Origin of the sequence: Maritimibacter fusiformis (genome assembly GCF_008086115.1) — a bacterium.
GTDB classification, from domain to species: domain Bacteria; phylum Pseudomonadota; class Alphaproteobacteria; order Rhodobacterales; family Rhodobacteraceae; genus Muriiphilus; species Muriiphilus fusiformis.
Map to the genome: position 1 here is coordinate 393,466 of NZ_VSIY01000004.1, position 18,714 is coordinate 412,179.

16 protein-coding genes are annotated in these 18,714 nt (G+C 65.8%); 5 read left to right on the plus strand and 11 right to left on the minus strand.

Features of this window, described 5'->3' with window-relative positions:
- Window positions 1-15: 15 nt before the first annotated feature.
- The 6 genes from FVF75_RS05995 to FVF75_RS06020 form a co-directional block, all read right to left on the minus strand.
- A complete protein-coding gene (locus FVF75_RS05995; RefSeq protein WP_148377036.1) occupies window positions 16-915 on the minus strand; it encodes a glycoside hydrolase family 26 protein in 900 nt (299 codons plus the stop codon).
- Window positions 902-2,776: a glycosyltransferase family 2 protein gene (locus FVF75_RS06000; protein ID WP_148377037.1), complete on the minus strand. Its 1,875-nt coding sequence runs from the start codon at window positions 2,774-2,776 to the stop codon at window positions 902-904. Before FVF75_RS06000 ends, FVF75_RS05995 begins: the two co-directional genes overlap by 14 nt.
- Complete coding sequence (gene galE / locus FVF75_RS06005) at window positions 2,760-3,761, minus strand: UDP-glucose 4-epimerase GalE (protein WP_148377038.1); 1,002 nt, start codon at window positions 3,759-3,761, stop codon at window positions 2,760-2,762. The genes FVF75_RS06000 and galE overlap by 17 nt, the downstream gene beginning before the upstream one ends.
- Window positions 3,758-4,762: a UDP-glucuronic acid decarboxylase family protein gene (locus FVF75_RS06010; RefSeq protein WP_148377039.1), complete on the minus strand. Its 1,005-nt coding sequence runs from the start codon at window positions 4,760-4,762 to the stop codon at window positions 3,758-3,760. The genes galE and FVF75_RS06010 overlap by 4 nt, the downstream gene beginning before the upstream one ends.
- 327 nt (window positions 4,763-5,089) lie before the next feature.
- Window positions 5,090-5,590, minus strand: a complete 501-nt coding sequence (locus tag FVF75_RS06015; protein WP_148377040.1) for a hypothetical protein — start codon at window positions 5,588-5,590, stop codon at window positions 5,090-5,092.
- Between the two features lie 2 nt (window positions 5,591-5,592).
- The gene (locus FVF75_RS06020; RefSeq protein ID WP_246138008.1) at window positions 5,593-6,225 is read right to left on the minus strand and encodes a helix-turn-helix transcriptional regulator; all 633 of its coding nucleotides are present in this window, start codon (window positions 6,223-6,225) and stop codon (window positions 5,593-5,595) included.
- A 939-nt stretch (window positions 6,226-7,164) separates the two neighbouring features.
- On the opposite strand from FVF75_RS06020, the gene FVF75_RS06025 reads away from it, so the two are divergent.
- The 4 genes from FVF75_RS06025 to FVF75_RS06040 all read left to right on the plus strand — a co-directional run bounded on the left by FVF75_RS06025 (window position 7,165) and on the right by FVF75_RS06040 (window position 14,464).
- On the plus strand, window positions 7,165-8,853 hold the full coding sequence (locus FVF75_RS06025; protein WP_187393007.1) for a hypothetical protein: 1,689 nt from the start codon (window positions 7,165-7,167) through the stop codon (window positions 8,851-8,853).
- A gap of 144 nt (window positions 8,854-8,997) precedes the next feature.
- Complete coding sequence (locus FVF75_RS06030) at window positions 8,998-11,049, plus strand: type I secretion protein ATPase (protein WP_148377042.1); 2,052 nt, start codon at window positions 8,998-9,000, stop codon at window positions 11,047-11,049.
- Window positions 11,050-11,063: 14 nt separating this feature from the next.
- Complete coding sequence (locus FVF75_RS06035) at window positions 11,064-13,127, plus strand: type I secretion system permease/ATPase (protein ID WP_246138009.1); 2,064 nt, start codon at window positions 11,064-11,066, stop codon at window positions 13,125-13,127.
- On the plus strand, window positions 13,124-14,464 hold the full coding sequence (locus FVF75_RS06040; protein ID WP_148377043.1) for an HlyD family type I secretion periplasmic adaptor subunit: 1,341 nt from the start codon (window positions 13,124-13,126) through the stop codon (window positions 14,462-14,464). Before FVF75_RS06035 ends, FVF75_RS06040 begins: the two co-directional genes overlap by 4 nt.
- Before the next feature lie 22 nt (window positions 14,465-14,486).
- On the opposite strand, the gene FVF75_RS06045 is transcribed toward FVF75_RS06040, so the two are convergent.
- Genes FVF75_RS06045 through cobU form a run of 5 tightly spaced genes read right to left on the minus strand, consistent with a single transcriptional unit; the run spans window position 14,487 to window position 17,850 of the window.
- Window positions 14,487-15,998, minus strand: coding sequence for a YifB family Mg chelatase-like AAA ATPase (locus FVF75_RS06045; protein ID WP_148377044.1), 1,512 nt, complete (start codon window positions 15,996-15,998; stop codon window positions 14,487-14,489).
- 57 nt (window positions 15,999-16,055) lie between these two features.
- On the minus strand, window positions 16,056-16,364 hold the full coding sequence (locus FVF75_RS17900; protein ID WP_342779789.1) for a glutathione S-transferase family protein: 309 nt from the start codon (window positions 16,362-16,364) through the stop codon (window positions 16,056-16,058).
- A 15-nt stretch (window positions 16,365-16,379) separates the two neighbouring features.
- Window positions 16,380-16,742: a glutathione S-transferase N-terminal domain-containing protein gene (locus tag FVF75_RS17905; protein WP_342779790.1), complete on the minus strand. Its 363-nt coding sequence runs from the start codon at window positions 16,740-16,742 to the stop codon at window positions 16,380-16,382.
- A complete protein-coding gene (locus FVF75_RS06055) occupies window positions 16,739-17,311 on the minus strand; it encodes a histidine phosphatase family protein (protein ID WP_148377045.1) in 573 nt (190 codons plus the stop codon). The genes FVF75_RS17905 and FVF75_RS06055 overlap by 4 nt, the downstream gene beginning before the upstream one ends.
- Window positions 17,308-17,850, minus strand: coding sequence for a bifunctional adenosylcobinamide kinase/adenosylcobinamide-phosphate guanylyltransferase (cobU, locus tag FVF75_RS06060; protein WP_148377046.1), 543 nt, complete (start codon window positions 17,848-17,850; stop codon window positions 17,308-17,310). Before cobU ends, FVF75_RS06055 begins: the two co-directional genes overlap by 4 nt.
- Window positions 17,851-17,926: 76 nt before the next feature.
- Here cobU and FVF75_RS06065 point away from each other — a divergent pair, with 76 nt between their 5' ends.
- On the plus strand, window positions 17,927-18,706 hold the full coding sequence (locus FVF75_RS06065) for a ChaN family lipoprotein (protein WP_148377047.1): 780 nt from the start codon (window positions 17,927-17,929) through the stop codon (window positions 18,704-18,706).
- The last annotated feature ends 8 nt before the right edge of the window (window positions 18,707-18,714 follow it).

Genomic DNA, 18,714 nt, shown 5'->3' on the forward strand with positions numbered 1-18,714 from the left:
AACCCGCCCGCGGCCTCAGTCGATCACGTTCCTCGAACGGCGCCAGTCGGGAAATCCGAAATCGTCCGGCCAGGGATAGACTTCCTGCTGGTTGAAATATACCACCGCATCGAGCTCGGGATATTCTGCGCCCTTGGTGCGCACGTCGGCCTCCCACATCGCGACGTGATCGGCGTCCCCGACATAGCCAAGCTCGGCCACCACGATCGGCTTGCCGAATTGCAGCGCACGCTCGTAGCGCGGCGCGAAGATGTCATCGAAGGTCTGTTCCCGACCCAGCACCTGCTTTTCCCACGGACCATAGCTGAAGACCGACAGGCCGACGACATCGACATATGCATCGCCGGGATAATACTCGGCCATGTTCTCGAACCCGAGCGGCGACCACATGAAGCGCGCGTCGGGCGCGGCCTGGCGGCAGACATCCATCATCCGACGATAGGCGGCGATATAGAGGTCCGGCTCCCACCCCGCCCAGATGAACTGGCCGGTATCGTCGTCCATCTCCTGTGCCCAGCGGATCGTCACCGGCCGCTCGAGCGATCCGAGCGCGCTGCAGACCGTGCGCATGGTCTCGTCATAGCCACCCGAGGTTATGCCGGCCTGCAACACGATGGGCGAGTTTCTTTCGTCCCGGGTCCAGGTCCAGGGCTCGATCGTGACCAGTAGGGTGCGGCCGCGTTCGGCGGCGTAGGACTCGGCCTCGGCCAGGCTGGGCAGGAACACGTCCTCCCACGGCAGGAACAGATGCTCGATCGCGATGCCCTGCACGTCGCCGTAGTCGCCGCCCGGGTCATAGACGCCGAACGGCAGGTCGCCCGGCGGAATGGATTGGGACAGGACAGGCGTTGCGGCGATGAATGCCGACAGCAGCGCCGCCGCGCTCAGCGCTCTCTTGCGATCAGGGTGACCCATGGCGTCCCTCTCTTTCTGTCAAACTGTCAATCAAATCATACACCCATCTCGCGTTGTAGGATACATGCACGTTGCCGGATGCCCCTTGCCCCGCACCGGCCACGACATAGTCGGATCTGAGGAAACTCACCTTTCCCTGGGTCGTGGCGAGCGCAATCGCGGCATCGTGACCGCGCTGCATGACGCCATAGCCGATGGCCGCGCCCAGAACCGCCACGCAGCCGAACTGGAACGCCGCCTGACCCCGCAGGCTTTGCCGGCTGCCGGGGTTTTCGCGCAGGTGGTTGGCCACGATGATCAAAAACAACCCGCTGTAGATCGCCGCATTGACCAGCGCGAAGATGTAGAACCCGGCGGCATCGGCGACCCCGTCTGCCACCAGCACCGGCAGCAGCGACAGCATCGCAAGCCCGAAATAGGGCAGCAGCACCGGCCACGGCACCAGCGACGACGCCTTGTCACCCTTCGGCGTGACGCGGAAATCGACGAACCGCCCGGTCAGCCGGTCGCGCACCGCCATGACGCAGCCCCACAACACCCAGGGCCATTGCAGCGCGGCAAAGAACGCCTTTTCCCAGCCAAGCACCTTGGCGTCGCGCGGCCGGAAATAGCCGTCGGCGCGGATCAGATAGGCCAGCGCGATCAGCACGGCAATCGAGGGCAGGATATGACCCAGAAACGCGGGATAGGTCACGCCGACGAAACGCATGTCGAACATCAGCGCCGCGATGGGCATCGCGAACATGATCGCCATGAAGGCGGCGAACAGCGGATACCAGAGCTGCGAGAACACGAACTGGAACCTCTGCCGCGGCGACAGGGCGCGGAAATATCGCGGCGTGTGCGACAAGAGCAGCGTGACGAGGCTTCGCGACCACTGAAACTCCTGCGTGACCAGATCGTTCAGGCATGCCGGCCCCTGACCGATGGCGATGGCGTCCATCGCGTGCACACCCTTCCATCCGCCCGCGTTCATGATCATCGAGGTCGAATGATCCTCGGCCAACTCCGGCCCGAGCCCGCCGATTTCCTTGAGCGCCACGGTGCGCACCGCATAATGCGACCCGATGCACATCGGCGCCCAGCCGTTCGAGTAACCCGCCTGCAAGACCCCGTGAAACATCGCCTCGGCATGAAGGCGGGTGCGCGCGGCCCAGCTTTGCGCGGCGTTCTTCGAGCAGATGCTGGGCGCGCTGACATAGCCCACGGCAGGGTCGGCAAAGGGGCGCAGCATCTCGCGCAGATAGCCCGGTTGCGGCACGTGGTCGGCATCGAGCTGCGCGACGAAATCGTAACCGTCATAGCCGAAATGGTCGTAGAAATAGGCCAGATTGCCTTCCTTGCAGCGCGTCCGTCGCGGCCATGTGGGCCGGTGGTAGGCATCGACCCACTTGCGTGTCGATATCTTCACGCCATGCGCGTCGCACCATGCGATTGTCTCGGGCTGCGGGTCTTCGTCGGCGAGCCAGGTGTCATGCCCAACGTCCTGCGCCAGCATCGCGCGCAGCGTCTCCTGCACCAGCGAAAACGGCTCTGCCGGGGCCTTGGTCACGACCATTGCGACACGGGCGGGCGGCAGGTCATCGGTCCCGACCACGGCGCGCTGGGCGCGCATGAACATGGCGATGAAGTAGGCTTGAAGAAAGAAGATCCAGAACAGGCAGGCGCTGACCAGCAGGTATCGCCCCCAGCCGATGTTGTGTGAGGGTTGCAGCCACCAGACCCAGAAGAACGCCGCGCACATCGCCCAGACGGCGACAAGCGCGGCATACTTGCGCCGGGCCCTGCCCCGCAGCACGGGTTCACGGAATGGCCGCGCGGTGCCCGCGCCAACCGGGGCGATGTCAGGCAAACCGGACATTCGGCGCCTCCAGCCCGAAACTGCGCGCGGCATCGGACACGATCGTCGCCAGGTCCGACCGCTGCGGCCTGAAGCCCAAGAGCGCGCGCGCATGCCCGGTGTCGGCCACCAGCACGGGCGGATCACCGGCGCGGCGCGGGCCGATCTCGACCGGCACCCTGCGGTCGGTGATGTGTTCGACCATCGCGACGATGTCGAAGTTCGAAGTCTGCTGCCCGCTGCCCAGGTTGACGGTCAGGTCGCCGCCGTTTTGTTGCAGATGTTCAAGCGCCAGCATATGCCCGTGCACCAGATCGGAGACGTGCACATAGTCGCGGATGCAGCTTCCGTCGGGCGTGTCATAGTCGTCGCCGAACAGCCGCAGGGCAGGGGTCCAGCCCGCGGCGGCGAACAGCGCCAGCGGGATCAGGTGGGTTTCCGGGTCGTGCCGCTCGCGCAGGATGCCGCTGGCATCGGCCCCGGCCACGTTGAAGTAACGCAGGATGCCGTAGGACATGCCGGACTGCGCCGCGATATCCCGCAGCATCTGTTCGCACATCAGCTTGGTCATGCCATAGGGATTGATCGGGTGCTGCACCGTGGCCTCGTTCACCGGGATCGTGTCGGGCACGCCGTAGGTCGCGCAACTGCTCGACAGGATGAACGTCGTGACCCCCGCCCGCGCGCAGGCGGTCAGCAGCGACAGCATCCCGCCGACATTGTTCTCATAGTATTTGCGCGGGTCGGTCACCGATTCCCCGACATAGGCCGAGGCCGCGAAATGCAGGACCGTGTCGACGGAATGGCGGAGCAGCGTTTCGGTCAGCGCGTCGGTCTGGCGCAGGTCGAGCTTGACCAGCGGCCCCCACCTGACGGCTTCCCGCGATCCGGTCGAGAGGTTGTCGACCACCACGGGTTCGAGACCGCGCGCCGCCAGGGCCAGACAGGCATGGCTGCCGATATAGCCCGCGCCGCCGGTCACGCATATGCCGGCCGCGCGTGTCATTGCGCCGCCAGCAGCGGCTGGCCGTCCTGCCGTGCGCAGGCGGCGAAATAAGGGATCGTGCGCCCCAGCCCTTCGGCGAGCGACACCTTGGGCGACCAGCCCAGCACCTGCATGGCGCGGCTGATGTCGGGCTTGCGTTGCTTCGGGTCGTCCACCGGCAGATCGACAAAGCACACCCGCGACGGCGACGTCAGCGCCGCGATCACGATCCGCGCAAGCTCGAGGATGGTGAACTCGGTCGGGTTGCCCAGGTTGACGGGGTCGCACACCTCGTCCGGCGCGTCCATCAGCGCCATCAGCCCGCCAAGCATGTCGCTGACATAGCAGAACGACCGCGTCTGGCTGCCGTCGCCGAAAACGGTCACATCGGCACCCGCCAGCGCCTGCACGACAAAGCTCGACACCACGCGCCCGTCGCCCGGCGACATGCCCGGCCCGTATGTGTTGAAGATGCGCGCGATCCGCGTGCGCACGCCGCGCTGCTGGCGGAATTCGTGAAACAGCGTCTCGACCGCGCGCTTGCCCTCGTCATAGCAGGCGCGCGGGCCGACCGTGTTGACGTTGCCGCGGTAGCCTTCCGGCTGCGGGCTGATCTCGGGGTCGCCATAGACCTCGGAGGTCGAGGATTGAAGGATGCGCGCATCGATGCGCTCGGCCAGTTCCAGCAGGTTCAGGGCGCCGATCACGTTGGTCTTGAAGGTGTGCAGCGGGTCGGCCTGATACCTGGGCGGCGAGGCGGCGCAGGCGAGGTTGTAGATCTGATCCACCGGGCCGACATCGGGCAGCGGCCTGACGATGTCATGGCTGACGAGCGTGAAGCGCGGGTGCCCCAGAAGGCGGGCGATGTTCGACCTGCGCCCGGTAAGGAAGTTGTCCATGCACACGACGCGGTGCCCGTCCGCGATCAGCCTGGCGCACAGGTGGCTGCCAAGAAATCCGGCCCCGCCGGCCACGAGAACGCGCCGGCGCCTGTGGCCCGCACGTCCTTCGAGTTCAGTCATATACCTACCCACCACGTTCCCCCCGAAACGTTCGATCCGATGCCTTCGGTCAGACTTGGCGGTGTGCCCGGTCATGGAATGACGCGGCGATCCTTTGGCCGCCACTTCACCCGGGACCAGTCGGACGGAACCGGATCGTACTACATACTACTTGCACGATACGAACCTCGGCAAAGTGGGGGAACCTAACAATAGGGATAGCACTTCCCGTAAGTGTCTGACGCGGCGGGGTTTGATCGGCCGGGCCTTCGGCCGCGATTTGCCCGAAACGGTCAATCGGCGCGCGGCGTCACGGCCTTCCGAGGCGCCGGAAATGCGAAAAAGGATTTAGTGCGGATAGCCGAAATCGCCGATCGCCTTCCAGATGTCGCGGTTGATCGCGGCCAGCTCGGCGATCGCGGCCTCCACGTCGCTGGCGGCGGCGGCATCGAGGTCGTTGACCTGCCCCATCATCAGCCTGTCCTTGCGGTCCGCGATCCGCATCAGGATCGAGCGCGGGTTGCCGCCCTCGCTGTCGAAGGCGTAGATGCAGTGATTGTAGCGATTGCGCAGCGCCGACTGGCTCTGGATGCGCCTGGTCAGGGCCAGCATCCGGTCACGCTCGACCTTGTCGATCCGGTCGAGCTTGGACAGACGCTCCACCATGTCGATGCGCGCGCGCGTGGTGTTGAGGGTCAGGAAAACGACGGTTGCGACTTCCTTGTCCATGCCCGAAAGCCCGGCGATCAGATGGATCAGCAGGCTTTCGGTATTGGTCCAGGTGTAGTTGAGCTTGCCGATCAACAGCAGGAAATCGTCGAACTGGACGGGTTCCGCTGCCTTGTGCATGTTCACCGTCCCTGTGCCTGCGCGTATTGATTCAGATACCATATCGCCGCCTCGGTCCGGTTGTGGACGCCAAGCTTGGCGATCACGTGGTGCATGTGCAGCTTGACGGTATGCTGCGACAGGTTCAGCTCATCGGCGATGATTTTGTTCTGCTTGCCCTCGGCGGCCGAGCCCAGGACCTGCAACTCACGCTCGGTCAAATGGATCTTCTCCACCTTGGCCTCGTCCCCTTCGTCCGGTTCGCGCGCGACCGCCGGGTAGGGCGCCGGGATTTCCGGGCTGAGCATCGGCGCCTGCTGCACCTGCGCCATCAGGCTGGCGGGAATGTAGTATTCGCCCCACACCAGAAGCCGCAGCACGGACAGCCAGCAATCGACCTCGACGTTCATCGGCAGAAAGCCGACCTGGCCAATCGACGGGTCCGCCCGGACCATGTCGATCAGGCGGGCCGCGATGTCGAGCTTGCGAAACCCCAACGCCACATGCGCATGCGGAAACTTCGCACGCAGTTGCGGCATCGCCCTGATCAGGTCATCCAGCAAGGATTCGTCGACGATGATGATCCGCACCGCCTGCGCCTTCTCGTCGGTCATGAAAAGCGGCTCGGCCAGCGATGCCGCGCGCAGGAATTGCAAACAGGCAATCTCCGCATCTGCCAGTTTCAGAAATGTATCCGAGAAACTCAGCGAATTGCCAACAACCAACCCACTGCTTGTGATCGCAGTCTTCCGTGCATCATTCGGCACTTTATTTACCCCCCTTACTAACCCGAACCGAACAGTGCCGCGCAGACTGCGGCCTGATGAAACGATCCGGATGCCCCCACCCCAGGGGCAGATGCGGATATTCAAAAGACTGATGTGGATATGTGCATCTGTCGCCCAACCAACCGGGTCTCGATGCGAGGGGATATTAAACGTCCCCGGATAACCAACACCGCCGCCGAAAATCCGCGACGAACGACATGTTCATACTACCTAATTCATACCAGGACTTCGCGCTCCCCACCTGACCCTTGCAAGCGAAATCAGGTCGGCCAGTCAACAATGACTAGCATTAAGTTGTATAGCACTTCTTTCGGCTGATGTCCGCTTGTTTTTTTGTGGCTGACCGGCGCACCGTCGCGCCGGAAAACAAATTCCCGTTTGCTGACCGATCGAAAGGACTGGCCTTCGCCCCTAGTCCCTTTGTCCGGGTGCGCTTAAATATCTAACAAAAACAATACCTTGCCATACTCCGCAATGCCTAACCCTATGTCTAGGTTAACGGATGCCTTCGATCGGCGGATGATATTCGAGTCACAAGTATGTGCGTGATGGCAAAAGCCCGAAGGGCTGCTGCGGGGAGGAAAAAAAGGCGAGTTTTCATCGAATCACTCGCGCCTGACCCTCCCTCCGGATCGCACCAAGGGGAGGGGGTGAACGCACGAGAATCGCACAGTGATATACGGGTGAACCTCGGATCGAGTCATCGTCTGACGAACCCGAACCAGACTTCAAACAAAAACTCATCTGCAAGTTGATCGCTTTATACAGACTCGCGATCCCGCAGGTGTCCAACTCGGAGATACCGAAATGGCTGATATCAAGAACAACACACTGGCTGGCGGTAGCGTGATCATTAACGGTCGTGCTAACACCTACGAAGCCGGCAATGGCGGCGATAGCGGCAGCGGCGGCAGCGGCGGCAGCGGCGGCGGTGGTGGCGGTGGCGGCGGCGCTGGCGGCGCTGGCGGCAACGTCGGCAACGGCACGCACGTCGATCATGACCATGATCACGATGCTCACCCCGCGAATAACCCGCAGCAGCAACAGCAACAGCAACAGAAACAGAAGGCCGAAGCCAATAACGACAACGACAACAGAGACACCAACACCATCAACAACGACCCGAGGATCAACGTAGACGTTGATGTCCTCCCGAATGGGTGGCCTGACGGGTGGGAGCCTTCGGACGACGACTTTGCCGATATTGACCTGAGGGATCACGCAAGTGCCGGCGATTTCATCATGGCCAAGGGCGATCTGAACTACAGCCCCGGCGATGACATGAACCTCGAGGACATCCTCAATGATGCCCTCAACGGTGCGGGCAACGATTCCGCCACGGTCAACGCGCAGTCCAACAAGCTGGTCGACAACGACACGCTCGAGAACGTGCGCAATGACGGTATCCTGCGTCAGGACAACGACTCTCGCGGTGGCACGGCCAATGCTGAAGAAGGCATCGATGCCGAAGCCGATGGCGGCGACGGCAGCGGCACGGCCAACACGGGTGGCGGCGCGGCGCTTGGCGGATTCGGCGTCGGCGGCTTCGCCGGTGCGGCCGGCGGCCAGAGCGGCGCCGGTGGCCAAGCCTCTGCACAAGGCGGAACCGGCGCAGGCGGTGCGAGTGCAACCGCGGTCGGTGTCGGCCTTGGCCTTGGCGGCGCGTCCTCGACGGCCGGTGCGACCGGCGGCGCGGGCGGCAATGCCGCTTCGCTGGCGGCTGGCATCGGGGCCGGTGGGGCCGATTCGGACGCAAACGCGACCGGTGGCAACACGGGCAACGCCGGTGGCATTGGCGCTGGCGTCGGCGCGGCGGGTGCCGTTGCTGACAGCAGCGCGGGCGATGCCGGTGCGCTCGGTGTCGGACTTGGTGGCATGCTGGGTCTTGGCCTTGCAGGCGCCGGTAGCGGCGGCACCGGAATGGCCGATGCGGACGCCCTGGGTGCCGGAATGGGTGCCGGGCTTGGCGCCAGCGGTGACGGCGGCGATGCCGGCGCAATCTCCGGTGCAACCGGCATGGGTGCCGGGCTCGCCGGGGCCGGGAATGCCCACGGCGGTGCCGGCGGCGATGCCGGTGCGGCTTCGGGTGCCATGAACAGCACCGCGGGCTACGGCGGCATGAACCTGGCCGCTGGCGGTGACGGCGGCGACGGCTACGGCGGACACGCCTGGGGCGGCGACACCGGTGACGGCTACGGCGGTCACGCCTGGGGTGGCAGTGTCCAGGCCGGTGGCGGCATGGGCGGCGCAGGCGGCGCAGCGACCATTGGTGGTGGCGGTGCCGGTGGCAATGCCGGCCAGTGGGGTTCGGGCAACGGTGACGACGGCTTCGTGACCGGCGAATCCTTCGCCTCGGCCGCGTCGCAGATCGGTACCGATGCGTTCAACCAGACCATCGTGCTGGGCGCCAACGTGCTGGGTAACACGGTCGACATGACCGTTGTCGGCGGCTCGTTCAGCTCCAGCTACATCGGCGACGATGGCGATGGCGCGTAAGCGCTAGACGATATCGCCCGGGCCCGGACCATTCCGGGCCCGGGCATCAGGTTTCCAGGACGGGTTTTAGATAGAACCGCAGATTTTGGCGAACGAAGACCAAGAAATATTACCTTTGGAATTCAAAGCGAGGCTGCGACGTAAATGGATCGAGTTACCGAGATAATTGCCCACATGATCGGGATCTTCCATATTACACTGGAAGAAGAACGGATGCGGGACGTCTATGACAAGTTCAAGACGTTGAAGGCAAAAGAGCAGGACCTGAAATCCCCCGACGGGGTCGATATCAAGTTCGAGGCGAAATACACGCTGGGCGATTATTACCCTGAGCTTCGGTATTCCGATACGCCGCCGAACCCGCCCGTGGTGAATGACGTTCCCAACTTCTTCGACGTGTTCTTCCCCTGGTTTTCCCCGATTCACATCATCGTCCAGAATATTCACCCGCCGTTCTTTCCGCTGTGGGGCCATGGCCAATCGCTGATGGTGCTCGAGCCACCGTCAAGCGTCGTGGTCATCACCCATCAAAGTTCGTTCCTGTCGGATAACGATGTTCTTCGGACCGGCGAGGGCGACATGGCCTTCACCGATCCCGCGATTTACCTGGCCGAGCTTCAGACCTACGAGATGATCGCCGCCGCGATCGCCAGCCCGCTCGATGTCGACATGATCATGCCGGGCGAGACCGCGGGTGCGGATGCCATCGCGCTGCACGACCATATCGGAACGGTCGAGCCGGTTGCCCTGACCGGCGTTTCCGCGACGGTCCTGCACGGCGCCGACGCGGCGGGGATGCATGTCAACGGCGAGGTCGCCGACGAAATGCCGGACCTCGACGATGTCCTGCCTGCCTACATGAGGGACGACGACGAAGACACCGACAGCGCCGCGCCCGCCGAGGGCGAGGGTGAGGGCGAAGGCGAGGGCGCCGAGGAGGCCGATGACCACGAATGGCCCGACCCGTTCGAGGGGCTCGACGACATCGGCGGTGGCGGCGGCCCGTTCGAGATCGACGACGGGCATGCCGTCGTCGCGGGCGCCAACCTGCTGGTCAACCAGGCCTCGATCATCTCGGCATGGCTCGATGCGCCGGTGATCTCGGTCATGGGCGATGTCGTCAACCTCGATGTCATTTCGCAGGTCAACGTGCTCGTGGATCACGATGTCGGCAGCATCGGCCAGGTGACCGGATCGGTGGCGCTCAATGCCGCGTCGTTTTCCTTCACCAGCACCAGCCCGGAACCCGATGACACCGAGGGCGAGGAAAAGCATGGCGGTCGCGCCGATACGGGACTGCCGGCGAACTGGGCCGTCACCCGGATCAGCGGCGACCTGATCAATGTAAACAAGGTCGTCCAGTATACCTTCCAGACCGACAACGACTTCGCCGAGATCAGCTTCGGCAGCACCAACACCTATATCGGGCTGGGCGACAACTCGGTCGTCAACCTGACGAACCTGCTCGAGATCGGCTTCGGCTTCGATTTGATCATGGTCGGCGGCAACATGATTTCCGTCAACTGGATCAACCAGATCAACGTGCTGATCGACAACGACAACGTGACCTATACCGGCATTGCCCCGACCAGCATCAGCGGCGATGACAACCTGCTGTTCAACGCGGCCATGATCAGCGGCGTCGGCGTCGACGGCTACGCCGCGATGCAGGACAATTTCGCCAAGGCCGCCGACGATCTGGCCGAGGGGGGCGAGAACATCGACCGCAGCGTCGCCCATGACAGCGTGTTCGAAGGCGTCGACATCCTGCGGGTGCTCTATATCGACGGCGATTTCACCACGATCAACTGGATCGAACAGACCAACATCCTGGGCGATTCCGACCAGGTGCATCTGGCGCTGGACGACTTCCAGGCGGCGACCGGCGGCGTGGTCAACGTGACCGCCGGCTCCAACGCCGTGGTCAACATGGCCTCGATCAACGAATACGGCGTCGATTCCAAGGTCATGGTGGGCGGCGAGGTCTATGACGACGCGCTTCTCTATCAGGCCGAGCTGATCGACACCGATGCCGATCCGTTGGGCGTCAACATGCCATCGCTTGCGTCCGAGGCCGTTGTGTTCCTGGCCGACGACATGATGACGACCGATACCGGCCCCCTCGAGGGACCGATCGCGCCCACCGCACCTGAAAGCACCACGTCGCCTGACATGATGCAAACGATGCTTGCCTGACGGGATATTCAAGAATGACTGTGAACGACACCAAGAGCTTCGCGCAGGCCACGCCGCATCTGCGGGCGGATGACGCGAAAAGCCCGGAGGTTGCGCGGGCACAGCCCGAGGCACCGCGTCCCGAACCCCTGCATCTCAGGCACGAGGACCGGGTCAAGCCCGACGACCAACCGACCGTCGAAACCAAGCAGGCGCCGGCCCGGGGTCTGGGCGGCGAGCAGATCGAGGGCAACACCGGTCCGATTCTGAAATCCGAGGGCGGCGGCAAGCCGCCAAAGACCACCGGCGGCGGCAAGGGCGGTGGCGGCGGCGGTGGCGGCTCGTCGGGGTTTCACAAACGCGCCGCACCCGACCAGTTCATGCAGCAGCTCACCGACGGCACCCGCGTCGTCAAACGCAACCTGAGCTTCGTGATGCTGCTGACCTTCGCGACCAACATGCTCGTGCTGGCGATCCCGATCTACCTGTTCCAGATCTCCGACCGGGTGCTGACCAGCCGGTCGCTGGATACGCTGGTGATGCTGACGGTGGTGATCGTGGGCGCGGTGGTGTTGCAGGCGATCTTCGACGCGGTGCGCCGCTTCATCCTGATGCGCACCGCGGTCGAGGTCGCCGTGCGCCTTGGTGCGCCGGTCCTGAGTGCCGCCGCCCATGCGTCGCTGCAGGACAACGGGCGGCAGTATCAGACGCTGGGCGATCTGCAGCAATTGCGCGGTTTCCTGACCTCCGGCACGCTGATCGCGTTCCTCGACGTGCCGTTCGCGCCGCTGTTCATCCTGGCGATCTTCCTCGTGCACCCGCATCTGGGGATGATCGTCGTGCTGACCTCGGTGATCCTGATGGTCATCGCGATGATCAACCAGAGGGCCACCGCCAAGCCCTTTGCCGAGGCGAACGTGGCCCAGAGCCGGGCCAACATGCACCTCGATTCCATGACCCGCAACAGCCAGATCATCAACGCGCTGGCGATGGTGCCCGAAGCGGTCGCGCTCTGGGGCCGTGACACGGCGAATTCGCTGCGCGCGCAGGTGCTGGCGCAGGACCGCAACATCGCCTGGGCGGCGGTGTCGCGCGCCGCCCGGCTGCTGACCCAGATCGCCATGCTGGGCTGGGGTGCCTATCTGGCGATCGAGGGCGAAATCACCGGCGGCATGGTCATCGCGGCCTCGATCATCGCGGGCCGTGCGCTGGCGCCGATCGAAGGCTCGATCGAAGGCTGGAACGGCTTCATCCTGTCGCGCGGCGCCTATGACCGGGTGCGGTCCCTGATGCAGAACTCGGTGCAGCGGTTCGAGAAACTGCTGCTGCCCAACCCCGAGGGCCGCCTGAACGTCGAGCGCCTTCTCTATGTCCCCGCCGGCACCAAGCAGGTGGTGCTGAACGGGCTGACCTTCGGGCTGAACCCCGGCGAGTCGCTGGGCGTCATCGGCAATTCCGGCGCCGGCAAGACGACGCTGGGCAAGATGCTGGTGGGTTCGATCCTGCCGACCTCGGGCAACGTCCGGCTCGACCTGATGGACCTGCGCAACTGGGACACGCGCCAGTTGGGCGAGAACATCGGCTACCTGCCGCAGGATGTGCAGCTGTTTCCCGGCTCGATCAAGGCCAACATCGCGCGGATGCGCGCCGATGCCCGCGACGAGGACATCCACCGCGCCGCGGTGCTCGCAGATGTGCACGACATGATCGCGATGCTGCCGCACGGCTACGAGACGATGGTGCAGGCCGATGGCTCGCCCCTGTCGGGCGGCCAGAAGCAGCGCATCGCGCTGGCCCGCGCCTTCTATGGCAATCCGCGGTTCCTGGTGCTGGACGAGCCGAACTCGAACCTCGACACCGCCGGCGACCGCGCCCTTGCCAATGCGATCCGGCACGCGGGCGAAAACGGCATCACCGTGGTCGTCATCACGCAAAAACCGTCGCTGCTGAGCGTGGTGGACAAGATCATGCTGATGGCCGACGGCAATATCGCGATGTTCGGCCACCGCCAGCAGGTGCTGGAACAGCTTGCGCAACGCAGTCAGGGCGGGGGCAATCTGCCGCCCGCACAAGGCGGGCCGGGAGGGCCACGGGCATGACCGATGTGACAGTCTATGTCGAACCTGCGGAATGGTATGCGGATGTCCCGCGCTCGGTCCGCAAGCATATCGTCTTCGGACTCCTGCTGTTCGTCGTGGCGTTCGGCGGGTTCGGCGTCTGGGCCTTTCGCGCGCCGCTGGCCGCCGCCGTGATCGCGCAGGGCAGTTTCGTGGCCACCGGCCGCAACAAGATCGTGCAGCACCTCGAAGGCGGCATCATCCGCGAAATCCTTGTGGCCGAAGGCGACACCGTTACCAAGGGGCAAGCGATTCTCGTGCTCGACGAGACCGCGGCGCTGGCAAACGAACGCGAACTGTTCCTGCGGCAGGCGCGTCTGGAAGCGATGGAAGCGCGCATCCTGGCCGAAACCTCCGGCGCGGACACGCTGGTCTTTCCGGCCCATCTGGAAGCCCTGCGCACCGATTTCGACGTGGCCTCGATGCTCGACGCGCAAACCGTCACCTTCGTCGCCGCCTCGAAGCAGTTGCGCAACGACATCGCGCTTCTCAACCTGAGCATCGACGCGCTCGCGGTTCGTTCCAAGGGCTATGAACTGCAACTGGACTCGACGCGCACGCAGCTTGAAATCCTGCGCGAGGACATGGACGCCAAACAGCAATTGCTGGATCGCGGCCTGGTTCGCCGCCCCGAGGTCAACACCCTCAGGCGCGCGATTGCCGAGGCCGAAGGCCAGATCGGACGCCTGACCTCCGAGATCGACGAGATCACCGAGGTGACGAAACGCTATGTCGCCCAGATCGAACAGACCGTGAGCGAACGGCAGGGGGCGGCGCTGGATGAGCTTCAGCGCGTGCAGTCCGAACTCGAAAGCGTGCGCGAGCAGGCCCGCCGCGCCGAAAGCATCCTGCGCCGCTCCGAGGTCGTCGCGCCGGTGTCCGGCACCATCGTCACCCTGCACTATCATACGCCCGGTGGCGTGATCGAAAGCGGCAAGCCCATCGCCGAGATCCTGCCCACCGGCGAGCCGCTGATCATCGAGGTCAGCATCGCGCGCACGGAGGTGGACGTGGTGCAGAAGGGGCAGGAGGCGACGGTCCGGCTGACCGGTCTCAACGCGCGCACCACGCCGGTGCTGACGGGGGAGGTGATCTATGTCTCCGCCGACGCCGTTCTCGACCGCAGCCAGGAATTGCCGCGCGAGGTCTACGTCGCGCGCGTGTCGGTGCCGCCCGATCAACTGGCCCGGGTGCGCGGCTTTACCCCGACGCCGGGGATGCCGGCCCAGATCATGATCCAGACGGAAGAACGCACCTTCTTTCAATACCTCATGAAGCCGATCACAGACAGCATGAACCGCGCCTTCCGCGAACAGTGACGCCGAGGGCCGCCGGGCGCGGCTAGACCAGCGCCGCGACCGACAGCCGGTAGCCCAGCGCCTCGGCGACATGCGGTTTGCGCACCGTCTCGCTGCCGCCGAGGTCCGCGATGGTGCGCGCCACCCGGAGCACCCGGTGATAGCCGCGCGCCGACAGCCCGAAGCGTTCGGCGGCGCGGATCAAGAGGTCGCGCCCCTCCGCGTCGGGCCGCGCCACCGCTTCGAGCAACTCGCCCTCGGCATCGGCATTGACCCGCGCCGGGGTGCCCTTGAACCGCGCCGCCTGCACCGCGCGCGCGGCGGCGACGCGGGCGGCGATCTCGGCCGAGCCTTCGCCGGCGTCGGGAAGGTCGAGGTCGGTGAAGGACACCGGCGGCACCTCGATGCGCAAATCGAACCGGTCCATCAACGGCCCCGACACCCGGCCCAGGTATTCCTCGCCGCAGACCGGCGCGCGCGAGCAGGCGCGGGTTGCATCCGCCAGATAGCCGCATTTGCAGGGGTTGGCGGCGGCCACCAGCATGAACCGGCAAGGGTAGCGCACATGCGCATTGGCCCGCGCCACCACCACCTCGCCGGTCTCGATCGGCTGGCGCAGGGTTTCGAGCACGGGTCGCGGGAACTCGGGAAACTCGTCGAGGAACAGCACGCCGTTATGCGCCAGGCTCACTTCGCCCGGCTTGGCGCCGCGCCCGCCGCCGACGATGGCGGCCATCGAGGCGGTGTGGTGCGGTTCGCGAAACGGCCTTGTGCGGGAAATCCCGCCTTCGTCGAGCAGGCCCGCCAGCGAATGCACCATCGAGGTCTCGAGCGCCTCGGCGGGCGTCAGCGGCGGCAGGATCGAGGGCAGGCGCGCCGCCAGCATCGACTTGCCCGAACCGGGGCTGCCGACCATCATCAGGTGATGCCGCCCGGCCGCCGCGATCTCGAGCGCGCGCTTGGCGCGCTCCTGGCCCTTGACGTCGCGCAGGTCGCGCCCGGCCGGGTTGTCGGACACCTCGCCCGGCTCGGCCGGGTCGAGCGGTGCCTGGCCGGTGAAATGCCGGATCACGGCGGCAAGGCTGGGGGCGGCGATGACGCGGGCGGCCCCGACCCAGGCGGCCTCGGCGCCGCAGGCCCTCGGGCAGACCAGCGCGCGATTGTCCGCCGCCGCCGTCATCGCCGCGGGCAGCGCCCCGATTACTGGCACCAGCGAGCCGTCGAGCGACAATTCTCCCAGCGACAGCGTGCCCTCGACCTCGTCGGGCGGGATCACCTCGATCGCCGCCAGCAGCGCCAGCGCGATCGGCAGGTCGAAATGCGAGCCGAACTTGGGCAGATCGGCGGGCGACAGGTTGACAGTGATCTTCTTGGACGGCAGCGCGATGGACATCGCGTTCAGCGCCGCGCGCAGCCTCTCGCGGGCCTCGCTGACCGCCTTGTCCGGCAGCCCCACGATGGAAAAGCCCGGCATCCCGGGCGCCAGCGCGCATTGCACCTCGACGATGCGCGCCTCTATGCCCTCGAAGGCGACCGTGTAGGCGCGCGCGACCATGACCTCGTCCCTGCCTGTTGCGGGATCATGGTTAACGCGGCGATGGTTTCGAAATGGTTAACGCGGGGCGGGCCAAGGCCCGGACGGCAGGTCAATCGCATAGGGTTCGGGGTCATACGAGACCTTGAGCGCCTCGGCGCGCCAGGTCCGAAAGTTCGGCTCCGCCATATGTGCGTCCACATAGGCCCGCGCGGGGGGTGAAACCGGCAGGTCATAGCCCGCGATTCGCGCCGCGACCGGGGCGAAGAACACGTCTGCCAGCGAATACGCGCCGAACAGCCACGGCGCTTCGCCACCAAAGCGGGTCCGGGCGGTGTTCCACAACGTCTCCAGCCGGTCGAGGTCGCCGCGCACCGCGTCGGACATTTCAAACCTCTCATATCAGCGCAGCAACTGCATCGGGCAGGCGGCACGCAACGCGGTGAAACCGGCGTGCATCTCGGCCACCAGCCACCGCGCAAAGGTGCGTGACGCGGGGTCGGCGGGCCACAATCCGGCGTCGGGATGGCGTTCGGCCAGCGTTTCGGCAATCGCCAGTGTGTCGCCCACCACCATCCCACCGGGGGTGCGCATCACCGGCACCAGCCGCGCCGGAGCGAGTGGGGCCAAGTCCTTGGCCATCGTGCCGGAATACAACCCGACCATGTGCGTGCGCACCGGGATGTCGAACGCTGCAAACATCAGCCAGCCGCGCAATGACCAACTGGAATATGCTCTGTCGCCGATGAAAAGATCGTAGGTCACGGCAGGTGATTGATCTGGCCGGGCTGCCAGCGGTCGCCGGCCAGCCGGATTTCGGTCACCGACAGGTTCTCGATGCGGTGCGCCATCACCTCCTTGACGCTGACCCCCAGGGCGCGGCGCAACTGGCTGAGGATCGCGCCGAAATGCGCCACCACGATCAGCTCGTCCGCCGGCTGGATCAGCAGCCGGTCGACCGCGCCGTTCACCCGGGTTGCGAGGTCATGCCAGCTTTCGCCGCCGGGCGGCTGGCCGGTCTCGGGGTCGTTCCAGTAGGCCATCGCCAGGTCGGGGTTCTCGGCATAGATGTCCTCGGGCGCGCGCAGTTCCCAGGCGCCGAAATTCAACTCGCGCAGGTCCGGGTCGTGCGGCAGGCGCGGGCGGTCGCGCTGGATCGCGTCGGCGGTATGGACCGCGCGGATCAGGTCGGACGAGACCACCGGGGCGGGCGGCAGAAAGGCGTCGAGCCGGGCAATCGCGGCCTGGTCCGAGAGGTCGGCGGGCACATCGCTCCAACCGACGATCGACTTGAGGTTGGTCGGCCCGTGGCGCACCCACCATAGCGTCTTCATAGGGTCCCCTCCGGCATTCGTCCCTTCAATACCTGAACCAGCCCCGCCACCACCAGCACCACCAGCCCGGCGCGGGCCGCGAGGGTCTGGTTCAACCGGCCTTGTGCGGTCTGAAACTGCCGGGCCAGTGCGTTGTCGGACACGCCGCCCGATCCGACCTCGTTCGAGACCATCACGACCGGGGCCGGGCAGGCGGCGATGGCGTCGAGCAGGCGGGCCTGTTCGCGGGCGAGGTCGTGGCCCGACAGCAGGTGATTGCTGAGCCAGAGCGAGGCGCAATCGACCAGAACCGCGCCCGCGGCGGGCACGCCGGCGAGCGCCTCGGTCAGGTCGAAAGGCGCCTCGACGGTGGACCAGCGCGCGCCGCGCCGAGCCCTGTGGGCGTCGATCTTGGCGCGCATCTCGTCGTCGCCCGCCGTGGCGGTGGCGATATAGGTCATGGCGCGCCCGGAGCCGGCCACCAGCCGCTCGGCGGCCTCGGACTTGCCCGAGGCGGCCCCGCCCAGGACCAGGGTGAATTCTGGCAGTTTAATCGACATTTCCAGTGCAGGTAGCACCAAGGCGCGCAGTTGGGAAGCCGCTTGCGGTGGCGGGGATGACGGGCCACATAGGGGTATGCGCTGGCTGATCCTCTTTCTGTTCGCGGCCTCGGTCGCCCGCGCCGGGCCGTTCGACGGGATCTCGGCGGATGTGGTCGTTCTGGGCGAAGTTCACGACAACCCGGCGCATCACCTGGTTCAGGCCGAGGCGATTGCGGCCATCGATCCCGCTGCGGTGGTGTTCGAGATGCTGACCGAGGAACAGGCGGCGCGCATCACCGACGAGTTGCGCGCCGACCCCGAGGCCCTGGCCGAGGCGCTGGAATGGCGGGCCGGGGGCTGGCCGGATTTCGCCATCTATTACCCGGTGTTTCAGGCGGCGGGTGCGGCCCCGGTCTATGGCGCCGCGGTGCCCCGCGAACGCACCCGCACCGCGATGCAGATCGGCATCGCGCGCGCCTTTGGCGCCGAGGCCGAGCGCTACGGGCTGGCGGACGCGCTCGAGGTCGAGGAACTGGCCGACCGGCTCAACCTGCAACTGGAGGCGCATTGCGGCGCGATCCCGGTCGAGGTTCTGCCCGGCATGGTCGACGTGCAGCGCCTGCGCGACGCGGTGCTGGCGCGGGTGGCGCTGAGGGCCTTGGCCGAGACCGGCGGGCCGGTGGTGGTGATCACCGGCAACGGCCATGCCCGGCGCGACTGGGGGGTGCCATCCTACCTGGCGCTGGTGGCGCCGGATGTCACGGTGTTCGCGCTGGGCCAGTCCGAGGCCGGGCTTGCGCCGGACGGGGGCTTCGATCTGGTGCTGGATGCCGACCCGGTGGCGCGCGAAGACCCCTGCGGCGGGTTCGAGTAGGCCGGACG

Coding starts and splice junctions, on each gene's coding strand:
- FVF75_RS06000 (WP_148377037.1), bottom strand. CDS start 2,776: ATGTCCGGTTTGCCTGACATCGCCCCGGTTGGCGCGGGCACCGCGCGG.
- FVF75_RS05995 (WP_148377036.1), bottom strand. CDS start 915: ATGGGTCACCCTGATCGCAAGAGAGCGCTGAGCGCGGCGGCGCTGCTG.
- FVF75_RS06030 (WP_148377042.1), top strand. CDS start 8,998: ATGGATCGAGTTACCGAGATAATTGCCCACATGATCGGGATCTTCCAT.
- galE (WP_148377038.1), bottom strand. CDS start 3,761: ATGACACGCGCGGCCGGCATATGCGTGACCGGCGGCGCGGGCTATATC.
- FVF75_RS06010 (WP_148377039.1), bottom strand. CDS start 4,762: ATGACTGAACTCGAAGGACGTGCGGGCCACAGGCGCCGGCGCGTTCTC.
- cobU (WP_148377046.1), bottom strand. CDS start 17,850: ATGTCGATTAAACTGCCAGAATTCACCCTGGTCCTGGGCGGGGCCGCC.
- FVF75_RS06040 (WP_148377043.1), top strand. CDS start 13,124: ATGACCGATGTGACAGTCTATGTCGAACCTGCGGAATGGTATGCGGAT.
- FVF75_RS06045 (WP_148377044.1), bottom strand. CDS start 15,998: ATGGTCGCGCGCGCCTACACGGTCGCCTTCGAGGGCATAGAGGCGCGC.
- FVF75_RS06015 (WP_148377040.1), bottom strand. CDS start 5,590: ATGCACAAGGCAGCGGAACCCGTCCAGTTCGACGATTTCCTGCTGTTG.
- FVF75_RS06055 (WP_148377045.1), bottom strand. CDS start 17,311: ATGAAGACGCTATGGTGGGTGCGCCACGGGCCGACCAACCTCAAGTCG.
- FVF75_RS06065 (WP_148377047.1), top strand. CDS start 17,927: ATGCGCTGGCTGATCCTCTTTCTGTTCGCGGCCTCGGTCGCCCGCGCC.
- FVF75_RS06035 (WP_246138009.1), top strand. CDS start 11,064: ATGACTGTGAACGACACCAAGAGCTTCGCGCAGGCCACGCCGCATCTG.
- FVF75_RS17900 (WP_342779789.1), bottom strand. CDS start 16,364: ATGTCCGACGCGGTGCGCGGCGACCTCGACCGGCTGGAGACGTTGTGG.
- FVF75_RS06025 (WP_187393007.1), top strand. CDS start 7,165: ATGGCTGATATCAAGAACAACACACTGGCTGGCGGTAGCGTGATCATT.